The sequence below is a fragment of the Persephonella marina EX-H1 genome, assembly GCF_000021565.1.
Classification (GTDB): domain Bacteria; phylum Aquificota; class Aquificia; order Aquificales; family Hydrogenothermaceae; genus Persephonella; species Persephonella marina.
In genome coordinates, this window is sequence record NC_012440.1 from 1,854,542 (window position 1) to 1,870,552 (window position 16,011).

Here is a 16,011-nt window from a genome sequence, read left to right on the forward strand (position 1 = left end):
TCAGCTGTTGTCAAGACTTTTGGCTAAATCTCTCTATTGATTTTTGTATATCTTCCATGGCTGTTTTTGAGTCTTTAAATGATTTGACCTTAACCCATTTTCCAGGTTCAAGCTCTTTATAATGTTCAAAGAAATGTTTTATCTTATTAAGTGTTGCCTCTGGAAGATCAGTAACTTCCTTCACATTATCAAATGTTTTATCAAGCTTTGATACAGGAACAGCTATAATCTTCGTATCTATACCTTCCTCATCTTCCATCTCAAGCATACCGATAGGTCTGCTTCTTATAACACTTCCAGGAGCCACTGGCTCTGAAGAAATAACAAGAACATCTGTAGGATCTCCATCTTCTGCTAATGTGTTTGGTATAAATCCGTAATTGAACGGATAGTACATAGCTGTGTATAAAAATCTGTCAACAAAAACTGCTCCGCTATCCTTATCAACTTCGTACTTTATTCCACTACCCTGCGGTATTTCTACAACAACATAAATATCCTCAGGTGGGTTTTTCCCTGCTGGTATCTTTGATATATCCATTTCCTAACCTCACTTTTTTTATTAAATTATAACAGATTTAAAGCCTTAAATTTCCGTGATTTTTGATTTTTAAGGTTCAGACAGTGATGGTGATTTAGATTTGAAATGGCTCCGGAGGAGGGATTCGAACCCCCGACCCGGCGGTTAACAGCCGCCTGCTCTGCCAGCTGAGCTACTCCGGAACGCTGGAATAAATAATATATCAACCAAGTATCATAATGTCAAGATGCTTCTGTCACTTCTTTTAGATTCTCTATTATCTGTTTTACCTTTTCAGCTTTCTGTTTCAGTTCTTCATATAGCTTTCTTTCTTTTTCAACAACATGAGCTGGAGCTTTTTTAACAAAGTTCTCATTTGAAAGCTTCTTCTCTGATATAGATATAGACCTTTCAAGATCTTTCAATATTTTTTCCTGTCTTTCTATCTCTTTATCAATGTCTATAGTTCCAGATATATCTATATAGCTTTCTGCCCTCTTAGACACTGCAACAATCGTGTTTGGTGGTCTTTCCAGTGTCTGTGATACAGTAAGTTCATCTATTTTTGCAAGTAGTTTAATAGAAGGTTCTAATGCATGTATAAGGCTTTCAAACTCAAAATCCCCTGGTTTTATATAAACGTTAAGCTTTCTTGAAGGCTCTATTCCAAAATCAGCTCTAACATTTCTTATGGAAACTATCAGCTCTTTCAGATCCTCAATTAATCTTTTCTCATTCTCAAAATATAGATCCTCTGAGTACTCAGGATATTTTGCAACAGGTAAGAACTTACTGTCCTTATATGGAAGTTTCTGCCATATCTCTTCCGTTAAAAACGGCATTACTGGATGAAGCATTCTGAGTGTTTTATCCAGAACATAAACAAGAACTGAGAGAGCCGTTTTCTTCTCCTGATCTGTTCCTTTGTATATTCTTTCCTTTGTAAACTCTAAATACCAGTCACAGTACTCATGCCAGAAGAAGTCATAAAGTATGTTTGCATAATCATTATACCTGTAATCCTCAAGGGCTTTTGTTGCTTTATCTATAGTTTCCTGAAGAAGCGTAAGAATCCATCTATCTTCATATGATAATGAAAGTGTCTTCACCTCATTTATTATATTGCTGTTTACCATGTACTTCTCAAGATTTGTTAAAACAAATTTTGATGCGTTCCATATCTTATTTGCAAAATGTTTGTATCCCTCTATTCTTTTTTCAGAAAGTCTTATATCCCTTCCCTGTGCGGCTAATGCTGCCAGTGTAAATCTGAGGGAGTCTGCTCCGTACTTTTCTATCATATCAAGGGGATCTATAACATTCCCTTTTGTTTTTGACATCTTCTCCCCTTTTTCATCCCTTACAAGAGCGTGTATATAAACATCACTGAAAGGTTTTTCCTTCATAAAATGCATACCCATCATTATCATACGGGCCACCCAGAAGAATATAATGTCAAATCCTGTTATAAGAAGAGATGTTGGATAAAAAGATTTCAGATCCTTAAGATCCTCAGGCCATCCAAGTGTTCCAAAAGGCCATAAAGCTGATGAAAACCATGTATCTAAAACATCATCTTCCTGCTTAAGGTTATGACTTCCACATTTTTCACATCTAAGCTCAATATAATACTCATTTTCCCTGATAATATCCTCAATGATATTAAATGTGTTATTTGTCTCTGTAAAGAATATCCTTCCCTGTTTGCAGTTACCATAAGCATGATCTATCAGCCATTGATTCAGTTTTTCCTCATCTAAAAGTATCTCTTCCCTTTTTAAACCGTCTAAAACAATATTAAAAACATACTTTATCTCTTCTTTATGCCTTTTATAAGCATCTACAACATCCTTTGCTGTAAATGTTTTGTCTATATAACCATTCTCATGCATATAAAAGATAGCATGTGGAACAAAACCTATAATATTGTCTTTTCTTTCCCTTAAAAGTATTGATTCATCAAGTATAGGAACTTTTTTATAATGTTCATCTAAGAATTTCTTTAATTTCTGTTTATCTGAAAGCTCTGGTATCTCTTTACCGAAAACCACCTTCTCATAGAACTGAAGGTTTGTTTTATCAGGATGATTAAAATTCTTTCCATAAAGATAGTCTGTCAGATCCTTAATGGAAAATACCTGAGGTATTCTCGTGTCACCGAATACATTGAATATAACTTTTTCTGGAAGCGTATTATACATCTGATCACTGAAAACATTTATATGCTCACAGCTCTTACACTGCCATACAGGTATTCTGTGTCCCCACCAGATCTGTCTTGAAATACACCAGTCCCTTATATCGTACATCCAGTTAAGGTAAGTCTTTTTCCAGTTCTCAGGTATATATCTGATATCTCCCTTTTCAACTACATCTATAGCTTCCTTTGCGAGTTTTTTCGTGTTAACAAACCACTGAACTGAAAGGTAAGGCTCTACAACAGCTCCTGATCTCTGCGAATGACCTACATTGTGAACAATCTCCTCAACTTTCTCTAAAAGACCTGACTCTTTCAGATCCTCTACAATCCTTTTTCTTGCCTCATATCTATCAAGACCTTTATACTTTCCTGCGTTTTCGTTCATAACAGCTGACTCATCCATAACTATAACCATCGGAAGACCATGTCTCTGTCCAACCTCAAAGTCGTTAGGATCGTGGGCAGGTGTTATCTTAACAGCACCTGTTCCAAACTCAGGATCTACATAATCATCAGCTATAACTGGTATAAGGTTTGAAACTTCTTTCTCTCCATCCCATGTGGTTCTTTTTTCCGGGGCGAGAGGCAGTCTAACTCTCTTACCTATGAGATCTTTATATCTTTCATCTTCAGGATTTACAGCAACAGCTGTATCACCAAGCATAGTCTCAGGTCTTGTTGTTGCAACAGTTATAAACTCTCCTGTCTCATTTCCTTCCTGATCAACAACAGGATATCTTATATACCAGAGATTTCCTCTTTCCTCTTTGTACTCAACCTCAAGATCTGATATGGCTGTTCTGTCTTTAGGATCCCAGTTAACTATGTATGGAGCTTTAAAAATAAGTCCTTCCCTATAAAGTCTGAAAAAAGCTTCTCTTACAGCTCTCGCAAAGCCTTCATCAAGTGTAAACCTCTGTCTTGTCCAGTCACAGGAAGCTCCAAGGCTCTCTATCTGCTTCTTTATAGTATCCCTGGCCTTTGGAACCCATTCCCACACCTTTTCAATAAACTTTTCTCTTCCTAAATCAAACTTGTTTATTCCCTCTGCCTCAAGCTGTCTTGTTACAACCCACTGTGTTGCTATACCTGCGTGATCAAAACCTGGAAGCCATAGAGTGTTAAAACCTTTCATCCTTTTGTATCTTACAGTTATATCCTGGAGTGTCATGTTAAGTGCATGGCCTATATGAAGGCTTCCTGTCACGTTTGGAGGTGGCATAACAACTGAAAAGTAAGGTTTATCTGAGGAACTGTCTGCGGTAAATATAGCTGATTTTAACCATTCTTTATACCATCTATTTTCTATCTCTGAAGGTTTATACTCTCCAAGTGGCAATTTTTTCCTCCTGGTATCAAAGTTTTGGATTTATATTATAACTTATGTTCTGTTTTTATTTTTTCAGCAGATTTTATTTATTTTTGAAAATCTTTTCAAACGCCATAACTCTTGACGAACTGAAGCTATCAAGGAATTTACTCAGACTCTCAGACTCTAATCTGTATCTTTTAAGAAGATCTGTGTAAATCTCAAAGTTCTCACTTATATCTTTAAAAAGATCTATAAAAAGCAGTGCATCATTAAGCATTGAGAAATAATCCTTCTCCTTTTCAGCCTTAATAATATCTCCATATTTTTTATCAAGGTAGTAGTAAGCTTTCCAGTAGTTAAGCTTGCCTGCATTTATGTAGTCTTCTTCTTTTAGAGGTCTATTCTGTCTGTTTATCCATTCTGTGAAAAATCCAACAAGTATAAGGGAGACATCTCCCCTTGCCTTGTAAAGTCTGAAAGTATCCGTCTCTTTAACATCAATAAGATATCTCGGTATTGATCTGTAATACTCTGCCAGAACACCTGAAATATAAGATATTATCTGGATTGATATGGATATCTTCTCTTTTTCTGAAAACTCTTTAAGTGTTTCCTTCAGATGTCTCTTTAAAAAATCAAGCTCATTCTGTCCCATACTTATAAATTCTTTTTCAAAAATTTTAATTTTCAAGTCCGTTTATGGTTTAATTTTCGGTATATAAAAAAGGAGGTTTAGCCATGGGGAGATATTTATCTGCCTTTTTAATCACAGTTTTTACAGTCTTTTTATCTTACGGATCAGAGATAGGACTTAAATTAGGCTATTCAACGCTTTCTTACTCTTCCGTAGCAACAGGTGAGAGTAAGGATATCAACTTTACACTAACAGGATCTATCTATTTTGATTATGATATTCCTTTGTCTGACACGACAGCATTTTCGCCATCTTTCCAGATTGATTACGCTTATAAAACTATAGATTATGTTTATCTTTACGGTCATGGTTATGCTGAAGAGAAATTCACTTACACAGGTTTTGAGATAAATGGTAAAGGGAAAGCATTTCTTACAAGGGCTTTTATGATTTATGCCGGCGGTGGCATATCTATGAACAGATTTGCTGTGGATTACACACTTGAATCAGGAGGAACTCTCACATCTGACGAGGAGACATATTTAGGGTTTCAGGGCTTTGCAGGTTTCCAGTTTATGATAACAAAGATGTTGGGATTAGGTGCTGAATACAAATATAAGGTTTACAACGATGACTCTACAGATTACACATTTGATAATCAGAGCTTTATACTTGCAAATATTTTTATAAGATTTAAATAATAAGGGGCATAAGCCCCCTTTTATCTCTTGTTTGCTTTCGCAAAAACCTTAAGTGGAAGTCCCCATATCTTCGTGAACATCTCCCCAGCTTTATGGTCAAACTCATCCTCAGGACTGTACGTTGCAAGTGTCTCAAAGTAAAGACCGTTTGGTGATTTTCTGCCAACTATCTGTGCATTTCCTTTGTAAAGCTTGAATCTCACAGTTCCATTTACAAGCTGTGCTATCTCAGATGTAAAAGCATCAAGAGCCTCTCTAAGTTTTGAGAACCACAGACCGTTGTAAACAAGATCAGCATAAGGCTGTGATATATGTGTCAGTTTGTAATGGTATGTAAATCTGTCTAAAACGAGACTCTCTATCTCATCATACGCTTTTATCAGTATAATTCCCGCCGGTGACTCATAAACCTCCCTTGACTTTATCCCAACAAGCCTGTTCTCTACCATATCTATTCTTCCAACGCCGTGTTTTCCAGCTATCTCATTAAGATCCCATATAAGCTTCCACAGCTGATCGTATCTCTTCCCATTTATGGCTACAGGAACCCCTTTCTCAAACTGGATCTCAAGATATTCTGGACTGTCAGGTGCATTCTCAGGATTTACAGTTATCTCAAAAGCATCCTCTGGTGGTTCTGCCCATATATCCTCAAGGGGACCGGCTTCTATTGCAACACCCCACAGATTTCTATCGTAGGAGTAAGGCTTCTCTTTTGTTGCCTTTACAGGAATGCCGTGTTTTAATGCGTACTCTATCTCTTCTTCCCTTGATTTAAACTCCCAATCCCTTACAGGGGCAAGAACTTCAATATCAGGATCAAGGGCCCACACAGAAGACTCAAACCTTACCTGATCGTTACCTTTTCCTGTTGAGCCGTGAGCCACATAATGGGCATCATACCTGTGTGCAAGCTCAACAAGTTTTTTAGAGATCAGTGGTCTTGAAAGAGCTGAAAGGAGAGTGTATCTTCCTTCATAAAGTGCTCCCGATCTCATAAGGGGCATACAGTACTCCCTTGCAAACTCCTCCTTTATATCATCTATTATCGCCTCTACAGCTCCTGATGCCTTCGCCTTTTCCTCTATCTCATCAAGCTCCTCACCCTGTCCTACATCAGCTGTGTATGTTATCACCTCAAAGCCTTTATCTGTAAGCCATCTGACAATAACAGAAGTGTCAAGACCACCTGAATAAGCCAAAACAACTCTCTTTTTCAACAATTTACCTCCTCAGTGTAATGGAAGATATAATTATATCAGGATTTCACTTTATAAAGAGGTATTTATGGAAGAGATACTGAGATTAATAGAAAAGGGAGACATTCCTCAGGCTTTCAAAAAGGCTGAAAGCTACCCCTATCCAGAGAACATACTTTATAAAGCTGTGATACATTTTCACACAGGAAACAATATAAAAGCTAAGGAGCTTTTGAAAAAGTATATAAATCTGGATAAAAACAACCCTGAGAGTTACTACTACCTTGGAAGTATATACCTAGAGGAAGGAAATCCTGAGAAAGCTGTAAAGTATCTTAAAAAGGCTGTTGAGAAAGGAAAAAAGGCTGAATACTTTAATGATCTCGGTTATGCTTACTTTCTGAAAGGAGATCCTGAAAAGGCTATTAAGTGTTACACAAAAGCTATAGAGATAAAACCTGATCTTGCTGTAGCCTACTACAACAGAGGTCTGGCTTTCAAAAAGATGGGAGATTATGATGAAGCTGTAAAAAATTATAACAGAGCTATAGCTTTAAACCCTGAAGATCCTGATTACTACTACAACCTTGGTATCGTTTACAGGATAAAAGGTGACCTGCAAAAGGCTGTAAACTGCTACAAAAAGGCGATAGAGATCAATCCAGAAAATGAAAACTACTACAACAATCTCGGAAATGTTTATTACGATATGAAGGATTACAAAAAGGCTGTTGAGTGTTATAAAAAAGCTGTAGAGATAAATCCATTGTTCTTTTTAGGCTGGCAGAACCTTGGAAATACATATCTTGATATGGGAGATTATGAAAAAGCGGTAAAAGCATTCAAAAAAGCCCTAAAGATAGATAAAAGATCAGCAGAATGTTACATGGATATGGGAATAGCATTAAAGGAGCTTGGAAGATATGATGAGGCATTAAAGGCATATGAAAAAGCAGAACAGATAAATCCTGATCTCAAGGCTCTATCCCTTTACAACAAAGCATGCCTTTATGCATCAAAAGGTGATAAGGAAAAGGCTTTAAAATTGCTGAAAGAATCCTTTTCAATTGATCCATCACTGAAAGATTACGCAAAAACAGATCCTGATCTTAAAGGGATTGTATAGTTTTATGTTGTATATCATTCATCTTGATGATCTCTTATTCTATTCTCTATTAAAAAGGAGAAAGTTATGCTTTATAAAGAGTTTCTTGATTACAGGCTTTCAGAGATCGGTATAGGAACGTATCTTGGGGCATCTGATCAGGATACTGACATAAGATACTACGAAACTATAACAGAAGGGATACAGAAAGGGATAAATGTTATAGACACAGCTATAAACTACAGGAATATGAGAAGTGAGAAGGTAATAGGGGATGTTCTAAAAAATATAAATAGAGAAAAGGTGGTAATATCAACAAAAGGAGGATACATACCTGTCCCTTACTACATAGATGAAGATCCTACACAGTGGTTTAAAAGGGAGTTTGTCCAGAAGGAGATAGTCTCACCAAAGGAGATCACAGAAACAGGAAATATAATCACTCCAAGATTTATAGACTGGTCATTTGAAAAAAGTCTTGAGAATCTAAACACAGAGTATATTGATGTATACTTTCTTCACAATCCTGAGGATCAGCTTTTAAAGTTCAACAGGGATACATTCTATAAAAAAATATGGACCGTTTTCAGACTTCTTGAAGGGAAGGTTCATGAAGGAAAGCTGAAATACTACGGTCTTGCAACATGGAACGGACTTAGAGTTCCAGAGGATCATCAACAGCATATAGACCTGAAAAAGATCTTTGATATAGCAAGAGAGGTTGGTGGGGAAAACCACCATTTCAGATTTATACAGCTTCCATATAACATAGCGATGATAGAGGCTTACACACTTAAAAACCAGAGAATAAACGGGAAATCTCTAACAACATTTGAGGCTTCAAAGCGTTTAGGCCTTTACACATATATAAGCTCACCTTTGATGCAGAGAAGACTTGTAAGACCTGTTCATCAACAGATACTGGAGAGATTCAGGGTAAAAAAGTTCTCACATATACCTATACAGTTTGTGAGAAGTACAGAAGGCGTTGGAACTGTTCTGATAGGTATGAGCAGAAAGGAGCATCTTATTGAAAATCTTGAGATACAGGAAATTCCACATTTAAAACCTGAAGAGATAGATAGTATGATTAAAGAGAGAGGTTACTGATTATTATCATTTGCATATTCTAATTTTTGATAATATTGTATTTACAACAAAAAATAAATCCGGAGAAGATGAGAAAACTTAAAGTAGCATTTTCAACTTTAGGATGCAGGATGAACCAGTTTGAGACCTCTGCTATAGAGGAAAAGTTTGAAAGAGAAGGGTATACTCTGACAGATTTCAGGGATAAAGCTGATATATACGTTATAAACACATGCACAGTAACAAATGATGCTGACAGGACATCAAGAAAGACTATAAGACAGGCAAAGAGAAGAAATCCTGATGCTGTTGTTGTTGTGACAGGATGTTACGCCCAGGTAAGTCCAGATAAACTCGCCCAGATGGAAGAGATAGATCTTGTTATAGGAAATTCACATAAAGATGCTGTTTTTGAGATAGTGGAAAACTTCATAAATGAGAGAAGACAGGATAAGGTTTTTATAGACAATATATTCAGACAGAATGAGTTTAAAACATTCCAGATTTCAACATTTTATGAAGGATCAAGACCTATACTTAAAGTTCAGGAAGGATGCAACAGCTTCTGTTCATTCTGTATAATCCCATTTGCAAGGGGGAAGGTCAGAAGTGCAAAAACAGAAGAGGTTGTAAAACAGATAAGTATACTTGTTGAAAGAGGGTTTAAAGAGATCGTTCTGACAGGAACACAGCTTTCACAGTTTGGATACGATAATGGGGAAGATCTGTACAGCCTTCTAAAAGATATAGTAAAAATAAAGGATCTTTACAGAGTAAGACTTTCATCTATGGGGATAAATGAGCTTGATGATAAACTTATAGATCTTATAACATCTGAGGAAAAGATAGCCCCTCACTTCCATCTCTCTATACAGTCAGCAGATGATAAGGTTCTGAAAGATATGAAAAGGGATTACACAGTAAAAGAGTACATAGAAAAGGTTGAAAGTATAATCAAAAGAAGACCTGAGACAGCTATAGGAACGGATATCATAACAGGATTTCCAACAGAGGACGAGAAATCATTTGAAAACAGTCTGAAGAATATAGAAGATATCCCATTTGCATACATACATGTTTTCACATACTCAGAGAGAAAAGGAACAACAGCTTCTAAAATAGGTGATCTTGTTCCACCACAGGAGAAGAAAAGGAGAACAGCCATACTCAGAGAAATATCAGAGAAGAAAAGTATTGAGTTCAGAAAAAGATTTCTGAACAATGATCTTGAGGTTCTTATAATCTCAGAAAAAGATGGAAAAAAGGTAGGAATAACAGGAAACTACATACATATAAAGTTTGATTCAGAAAAGGATATAAACCAGATAACATCTGTTAGACTTACAGAGGTAGGAAGGGAAAGGGAAGACAACAGAGGTGTTGAGTTGAAAAAGGAGGTACTGGTATGAGATATGTAAATCTGATCATCTCATTTATGATCTTTATATCTTTCAGTTTTGGTATAACAGATAAACAGCTTGATGATCTTATAGGGAAAGATTACAAAACATTCAGAGGGATTGATGAGACAGGTAAAGTTGTTAATATAAAATCTCTCATAAAAGAGGGAAAACCGGCTGTAATAATCTTTTTCGCTTTAGGAGATAAACCTGGAACGTTTGACTTTCTCCCTAAGATGAACGCTCTTTACGACAGATACGGAAGAAATGTAACATTTGTAGCTGTTCTTCTTAGCAGATCTTCACCTGAAGAGGTAAAACAGCTTAAAAAGATGCTTCCTTTAAAGATCCCTGTTTTACTTGCATACAATGAGACGATAAAAAGATACAGCATCTCAAAGGTTGATGTTCCATATATAGTTTTTATTGATAAAAACGGAAAGATAAAAAGGATAATCTTGAGACCTGAATCAACGATGATAAAAGAAAGACCTGATGTTGACCACTCAGATTATGAAAATAAGACACAGAATGAGAGGATAAAATCAAGTATCCAGATAATAGAAAAATACATAAAGGATATTGGAGGATAGGATGGAAAACGTCCAGAATATAAACCTGATCCTTGATATAGATATTGATAGAGAAAGCGAGGAAGATATAGCATCTGCTTTTTCTAAGGCCATTGAAGAAAAAGGATTCAAGCTTTCAGATAATACAGTATCACTGAGGAACAACAGACTAAGCTCCATAAGAGCTGTTGATACAGCCTCTGGTGAAGAGGTTGAGATGTATGCATTTTCCAGATCTGTAAACGGAAAAACGATAATCTCTTTAAAAATAATCTAAGGAGGGGAAAGTTGAAAAGGTTTATTCTGACAGCTGTCTTATTCGCGTTTTACATGAATATCTCAACAGCTTTTGAGAATGTCTCGGCGGAGAAGTTCAGGGAACTGATGAAAAGAAAGGATGTGATAATACTTGATGTGAGAACACCTCAGGAATATGAAAAGGACGGTCATATAAAGGGAGCAAATCTTCTACCTGTCCAGTTATTCCAGTATATATACCTTGCAGGATTAAGGGATAAAGATGTCCTCGTTTACTGCCGATCAGGAAATAGAAGCGTTACTGCAAGCAAGATGCTTGAACAGATGGGTCTGAAAAAGGTTTACAACCTGAAAGGCGGTATAAAAGAATGGAAATCAAAAGGATTTCCGGTAGAGTATGGCTGGAAGTAGTTACTGTATTCCTTTTATTTTCCACAATCTCTACTGCTGACCAGTTTGAGAGATGTTTTCTTGTATCATCTAAAAAATACGGTGTAAATATTCATCTTTTAAAAGCCATAGCAGAGGTTGAAAGTGGTATGCAGCCCTATGCTGTAAATGTAAATCTGAAAGGTAAAAACAGGAGCTTTTTTATAAAAAACAGAAAGGTTGCATCAGAGTTTATAACATACCTTGAGAAAAAAGGTTACAACTTTGATGTTGGTATATCACAGATAAATATAAAAAATATAAGAAGATTTGGACTTTCTCCAGTAGAGCTTTTAGACCCCTGTAAAAATATAGATCTATCTGCAAGGATAATGAGAGAGCTGATAGATAGACACGGCATGACATGGGATGCTGTATGGCGTTATAACGGGAATAAAAGATACGCTAAAAAAGTTCTTAAAGCTTTAAAAGAGATCAGGAAAAAATAATACTGATCTATATTCTGTTGTATATGATTATTCTCTGTGTCACCTTTTTCAGGTAGTTTTTTGTTTCATCATAGGGGAGTTTTCTCATAAGCCTGTCGTAAACCTCAGATGGACTCATTCTGTTTATAACCTCTGCAGCTTTTTTTATGTTTGTTGTTCCTGTAAAAGCTCTCGCAACATTCCCTGCTCCAGTGTTGTAAGCTGCGATAGTGCAGTAAAGTCTGCTTAATGGATGTTTTATATCCTTAAGGTAGTTGTAGTAGAGTATGTAAATATACGTTGTACCAACCATAATATTTTTTTCCTCATCATAGAGATAAGAGGGAGCTAAAAGAACAGGCCTTCCGTATATAAGTTTTGTCGCATCTTTCCCTGCTGTTGAAGGAACTATCTGCATAAGACCGTAAGCAGGAACAGGAGATCTTGCAAGAGGATTGAATGAGCTTTCTGTGTGAATGATAGCAAAAACAAGTGCGTGATTGAGTCTGTATCTTTCTGAATACCGGGTAACAACAGGTTTATACTCTTTTGCCTTCTTTATAAACCTTTTAGGTGGGAGTTTCACCCTGAATGAGTAAACCTTTTCCCCTTTTATCTTTGATGGTTTTTCAACGACCCTTCCTGATCTGAGGAGAGAGACAACAGCCTTTGATATATCCTCAGGTCTGGGCTCTTTTTTATCAACAACCACATTCAGAAGAATAGGTTTTGGTCTTACCTTTCCTTTTTTTATATGTTTTGCCTTTTCAGTTATCCTTTTCTCAATTCTCTGTGAAAGCTTATCTCTTTCAAAAGCCTTTTTAGTATCCTCAGTTATAAGATCCATAAGGATTCTTGCAAGATCCTTTTTTGAAGGCTTTTTAACATCCCTTATCTCAACCTTTATCTCCCCCTTCTCAAAATCAACAGCCTTTTTTACCCTGTAATCATCAGAGTACTCAACCCATTTCTTCTTCGTTGATATCTCAGCCTCTTTCCAGTACTGTGATATCTCTTTTTTGTATCTCTCAAACTCCTCATATGTTATCCTCTTGTACTCCTCAAACTCCTTCATAACCTCTTTGTAGTACTGCTCATACTCTTTAAGCTCCTTTTCTTTAAACTGCTGAAACTCATTGAGATACTGCTGGTAATCATCTTCAGCGTATGAAAAGAAAATAAATCCAGAAATTATCAAAACCAGTAATCCCCTCATCTTAATCCCCCTTATTCAGTACACATAAGAACGAAAAACTCCCTTGATCCTTCGTCATAGTAACTGTCTATTATCTTTGCCTTTATCACCCTCCCTGATGTTGTCTGAACTGTGTAAAGCTGTAGTCCTGATACAGTTCCTCCCCTTGTTCCCCTTAAAAAATGCTCAACAGAGGAATCAACCCTTACCCCCATCTGTCTTGCTATCTCATCTATAGCCCTTGCAATAGCTGTTGCCCTCTGGTACGCAAAACCTCTAACATGCATGGCCGAATACCCAACACCGCATATCTTACCTTTCTGATAGTATGACTTGTATATCCATTCTGGTTTTTCACTGCTCTCCTTTGATGGTAATGAACAGGAAGAGACAATAATTAAAAGAATAAGAATAAAAGTTCTTCTCATCCTATTATCCTTAAAGGGTGCAAAGAAGCACCCTTTTTATCTACTGGCTTTCTAACTTCTGTATCTCTCTCTCAAGCTCCTCATACGCTTTTTTAGCCTGGAACTGTTGCCATAGGGCTCTTTCATTTTTAAAGCTTGAAAGTGTAGCCTGTCTGACAGCCTCTTTTACAGCTCCTGGATCAAGAACAACAAGAACGTAAAGTTCACCACTTGGTGAGATCCACATATCCTTCTGTTTTGTTCCTTGTAACACCTGACTTGTAACCTGTTTTGAGACCTGTGCTGAAACCTTATCAACCGTTGTCTGGTCTCCTATTCCTGTAGTCTGTGTAAAGTTCTTTATCATATTTTTAACCTTTATTGATAGCATTCTCGCAAGCTCATCACGGGCATTTGCAAGGGCTTCAGTTCTTGCAAACTGTATACCTGCAGGTCCTATTTTTGCCGATCCAACGGCTGCAAGACCTCCCTCAACTTCAGGATTTAAAACCCATTTTGGTGCATTTGCAAACTCTTTCTTCCACTGTTCAGCCTGAACCTGCTCAACCTTTTTCTCCTTCTTTCCACAGGATGTTGTCATTAATGGGATTAAAGCAACAATAGATAAAAGAAGTATAAGTTTTCTCATTTCTAAAACCCTCCTTGTCTGTTCTTTATAATTAATTTATTTCTTTACAACTATCCTTGTTGGTGAAAAATACCCGACTGTGTAACCGAGTATACTTTCAAGGGCATTTGCTAAATAAACAGGGTTTTCAAGATACTCAACCCTAAACTTCCCTTTTCCTATATCTTCAACTGATTTAACCCATGGGAGCTTCTGTATCTCCGACTTTATCTCAAAGTTCTCAGATACAGATTTTATTCCCTCAAACTGAACTGTTACAACCTTTCTCTTAGACGCAAGATATCTGTCTATCTTTTTGAGAATATCATCAGCTAAAACCTGTGAGAGCGATTCCATAGCTCTGTTTTCAGCTTCCTCAATATTTGGGGCTGTTCCCTTAGCTTTTACAGATCCTGAAGCGAGTATTCTTACCTTTCCTTTATCTTTGACAAGGAGATAGTACTGGGCCTGTGCAAGAACAACGTTGAAAGCAGATTTTATCCCGTAACCTATATCCTGTCCACCTTTAGTTTTAGGTATGAATTTTATCTTTCCTATTATTGTTGCTCCTGCAAGATTCCTTGAGAAAAGATTTCTTAAAGTTATAAACCTTTTCTGTGATATAGCCTTTTCTACCTTATAAGGATCTATATTTGGATCCCCTGCAAAATCATAAACCTCAAATCCCTGCTCATTGAGTATATTTATCAGGTTTGTTGTAACAGGGTTCATCTCATCAAGCTCAACAGATCTATCTTTCTGAACTATTAAAAGAACATTAAAGGCTGTATTTCTTGACAATAAACTTAAAGCCTTTTCTGCCTCTCTTGGATAAACACATCCTTCTATGGTTATCTGGACAGCATCACCAAAGTTCTTCTCATCAATTATCTTTACATCCCTTATAAAACCTTTAACATCCTTCAGTATGATCTCATCAAGCATCTTGAAGTTCTCAAGAACTGATTTCACCTGAATATCAGTTCCTAATGCCTTTTCAAGAGCATCCCATTTTGCCCTTGCAAACGCTTCCATCTTTGCAGAGCTGTAATCTCTTATGATTGCAGCTTCTCCAACACCTACAGATTTTATACATCTCACAGGTTTGGAAGGTTTCTTTTCAACTTTTTTTACAGGCTCTTTTACTACCCTCTGAACCTCTCTTTTTTCTTCAACAACTGGTTTTTCGGCCTTTTTCTCCTGTATTACTACCGGTTTTCTCTCCTCACCTGTATAGGCAGAGATTTTTATATTACCGATTAGAGCTGGATTCTCCTCATATGGGACATCTGTACCGAACATTTTATAAAATAAGATGCCAAACCCTGCAGGTTTTACCTGAAATCTTACAGGTTTCTTAGCAGCCCTCTTTCCATCTATAAATACAGTTATCCTTCCACCTTTTACAGAGATCTGTACTCTGTGTATCTGACCTTCCTCTACAGATCTTTTAAACATCCCGTATATCTTGTGGTGTTCAACAGGTGTTTCAGAGAAACCAAAATCAACCTCATCTATGCTTCCAAGAACTCCAAGGAGTATGCCAGCATCATATGTGTAAAGTTCCTTTTTCTTTATCCTCTCTTCCTGAGAGGGTGAGTAAAGGGCAAACTTAACGTAAGGTTTTCCCTCCTTAAATGCGTAATAATCAAACTCAATTGAAAACTCATCTGGAAATTTTTCCGATCTGTAAAGGAACGTTCCAGCCTCTAAAGGTCTTATCCATCTAACACCTTTATAATCTACACAGTCGTAGCTTTTGAATATTATCTGAAAATCAGGTGAGACATCACCAACAGGACAGTTTGATCCATCAAACTGGTATATAACCTTACTTCCGGGAATAAAACTTTCAGAAACTCCAAAAGGAGACTGGGCGTAAGCCCAGCTTATTATCAAAAGAAATAATCCAAATAAACCCCTCATCTTCACCC

Annotated in this window: 16 protein-coding genes and 1 tRNA gene; 8 read left to right on the forward strand and 9 right to left on the reverse strand. The window is 36.7% G+C overall.

Features of this window, described 5'->3' with window-relative positions:
* Positions 1-10: 10 nt before the first annotated feature.
* The 4 genes from ppa to PERMA_RS09670 form a co-directional block, all read right to left on the reverse strand.
* Positions 11-541, reverse strand: coding sequence for an inorganic diphosphatase (gene ppa / locus PERMA_RS09655; protein WP_012675389.1), 531 nt, complete (start codon positions 539-541; stop codon positions 11-13).
* A gap of 106 nt (positions 542-647) precedes the next feature.
* Positions 648-723, reverse strand: a tRNA-Asn gene (locus tag PERMA_RS09660).
* Positions 724-762: 39 nt separating this feature from the next.
* Entirely contained in the window at positions 763-4,059 is a 3,297-nt protein-coding gene (gene valS, locus PERMA_RS10890; protein WP_012676905.1) for a valine--tRNA ligase, read from the reverse strand.
* A 73-nt stretch (positions 4,060-4,132) separates the two neighbouring features.
* Complete coding sequence (locus tag PERMA_RS09670) at positions 4,133-4,687, reverse strand: hypothetical protein (protein WP_012676542.1); 555 nt, start codon at positions 4,685-4,687, stop codon at positions 4,133-4,135.
* An 83-nt stretch (positions 4,688-4,770) separates the two neighbouring features.
* Here PERMA_RS09670 and PERMA_RS09675 point away from each other — a divergent pair, with 83 nt between their 5' ends.
* Complete coding sequence (locus tag PERMA_RS09675; protein ID WP_015898848.1) at positions 4,771-5,367, forward strand: outer membrane protein; 597 nt, start codon at positions 4,771-4,773, stop codon at positions 5,365-5,367.
* Positions 5,368-5,387: 20 nt separating this feature from the next.
* Here PERMA_RS09675 and PERMA_RS09680 read toward each other — a convergent pair whose 3' ends face one another.
* A complete protein-coding gene (locus PERMA_RS09680; RefSeq protein WP_012676091.1) occupies positions 5,388-6,587 on the reverse strand; it encodes an argininosuccinate synthase in 1,200 nt (399 codons plus the stop codon).
* 67 nt (positions 6,588-6,654) lie between these two features.
* Between PERMA_RS09680 and PERMA_RS09685 the strand changes: the two genes are divergently transcribed.
* The 7 genes from PERMA_RS09685 to PERMA_RS09715 all read left to right on the forward strand — a co-directional run bounded on the left by PERMA_RS09685 (position 6,655) and on the right by PERMA_RS09715 (position 11,868).
* Positions 6,655-7,692 (forward strand): tetratricopeptide repeat protein, encoded by a 1,038-nt coding sequence (locus tag PERMA_RS09685; protein WP_012675371.1) that lies wholly within the window; start codon positions 6,655-6,657, stop codon positions 7,690-7,692.
* 66 nt (positions 7,693-7,758) lie between these two features.
* On the forward strand, positions 7,759-8,781 hold the full coding sequence (locus PERMA_RS09690; protein WP_012676221.1) for an aldo/keto reductase: 1,023 nt from the start codon (positions 7,759-7,761) through the stop codon (positions 8,779-8,781).
* 68 nt (positions 8,782-8,849) lie between these two features.
* Positions 8,850-10,169, forward strand: a complete 1,320-nt coding sequence (gene mtaB / locus PERMA_RS09695) for a tRNA (N(6)-L-threonylcarbamoyladenosine(37)-C(2))-methylthiotransferase MtaB (protein WP_012676177.1) — start codon at positions 8,850-8,852, stop codon at positions 10,167-10,169.
* A complete protein-coding gene (locus tag PERMA_RS09700; protein ID WP_015898921.1) occupies positions 10,166-10,753 on the forward strand; it encodes a peroxiredoxin family protein in 588 nt (195 codons plus the stop codon). Before mtaB ends, PERMA_RS09700 begins: the two co-directional genes overlap by 4 nt.
* Position 10,754: 1 nt before the next feature.
* Entirely contained in the window at positions 10,755-11,009 is a 255-nt protein-coding gene (locus tag PERMA_RS09705) for a hypothetical protein (protein ID WP_012675922.1), read from the forward strand.
* An 11-nt stretch (positions 11,010-11,020) separates the two neighbouring features.
* Positions 11,021-11,401, forward strand: coding sequence for a rhodanese-like domain-containing protein (locus PERMA_RS09710; RefSeq protein ID WP_012676801.1), 381 nt, complete (start codon positions 11,021-11,023; stop codon positions 11,399-11,401).
* Entirely contained in the window at positions 11,359-11,868 is a 510-nt protein-coding gene (locus PERMA_RS09715) for a lytic transglycosylase domain-containing protein (protein WP_012675914.1), read from the forward strand. The genes PERMA_RS09710 and PERMA_RS09715 overlap by 43 nt, the downstream gene beginning before the upstream one ends.
* A gap of 7 nt (positions 11,869-11,875) precedes the next feature.
* On the opposite strand, the gene PERMA_RS09720 is transcribed toward PERMA_RS09715, so the two are convergent.
* Genes PERMA_RS09720 through PERMA_RS09735 form a run of 4 tightly spaced genes read right to left on the reverse strand, consistent with a single transcriptional unit; the run spans position 11,876 to position 16,003 of the window.
* A complete protein-coding gene (locus PERMA_RS09720) occupies positions 11,876-13,063 on the reverse strand; it encodes a murein transglycosylase domain-containing protein (RefSeq protein WP_015898959.1) in 1,188 nt (395 codons plus the stop codon).
* Positions 13,064-13,074: 11 nt separating this feature from the next.
* The gene (locus tag PERMA_RS09725) at positions 13,075-13,470 is read right to left on the reverse strand and encodes an LPP20 family lipoprotein (RefSeq protein ID WP_012676183.1); all 396 of its coding nucleotides are present in this window, start codon (positions 13,468-13,470) and stop codon (positions 13,075-13,077) included.
* Positions 13,471-13,510: 40 nt separating this feature from the next.
* Positions 13,511-14,098 carry an LPP20 family lipoprotein gene (locus tag PERMA_RS09730; protein ID WP_012675343.1) on the reverse strand — a complete coding sequence of 196 codons (588 nt, stop codon included), beginning with the start codon at positions 14,096-14,098 and terminating at the stop codon, positions 13,511-13,513.
* A 36-nt stretch (positions 14,099-14,134) separates the two neighbouring features.
* Complete coding sequence (locus PERMA_RS09735; protein WP_012676951.1) at positions 14,135-16,003, reverse strand: hypothetical protein; 1,869 nt, start codon at positions 16,001-16,003, stop codon at positions 14,135-14,137.
* Between the last annotated feature and the right edge of the window lie 8 nt (positions 16,004-16,011).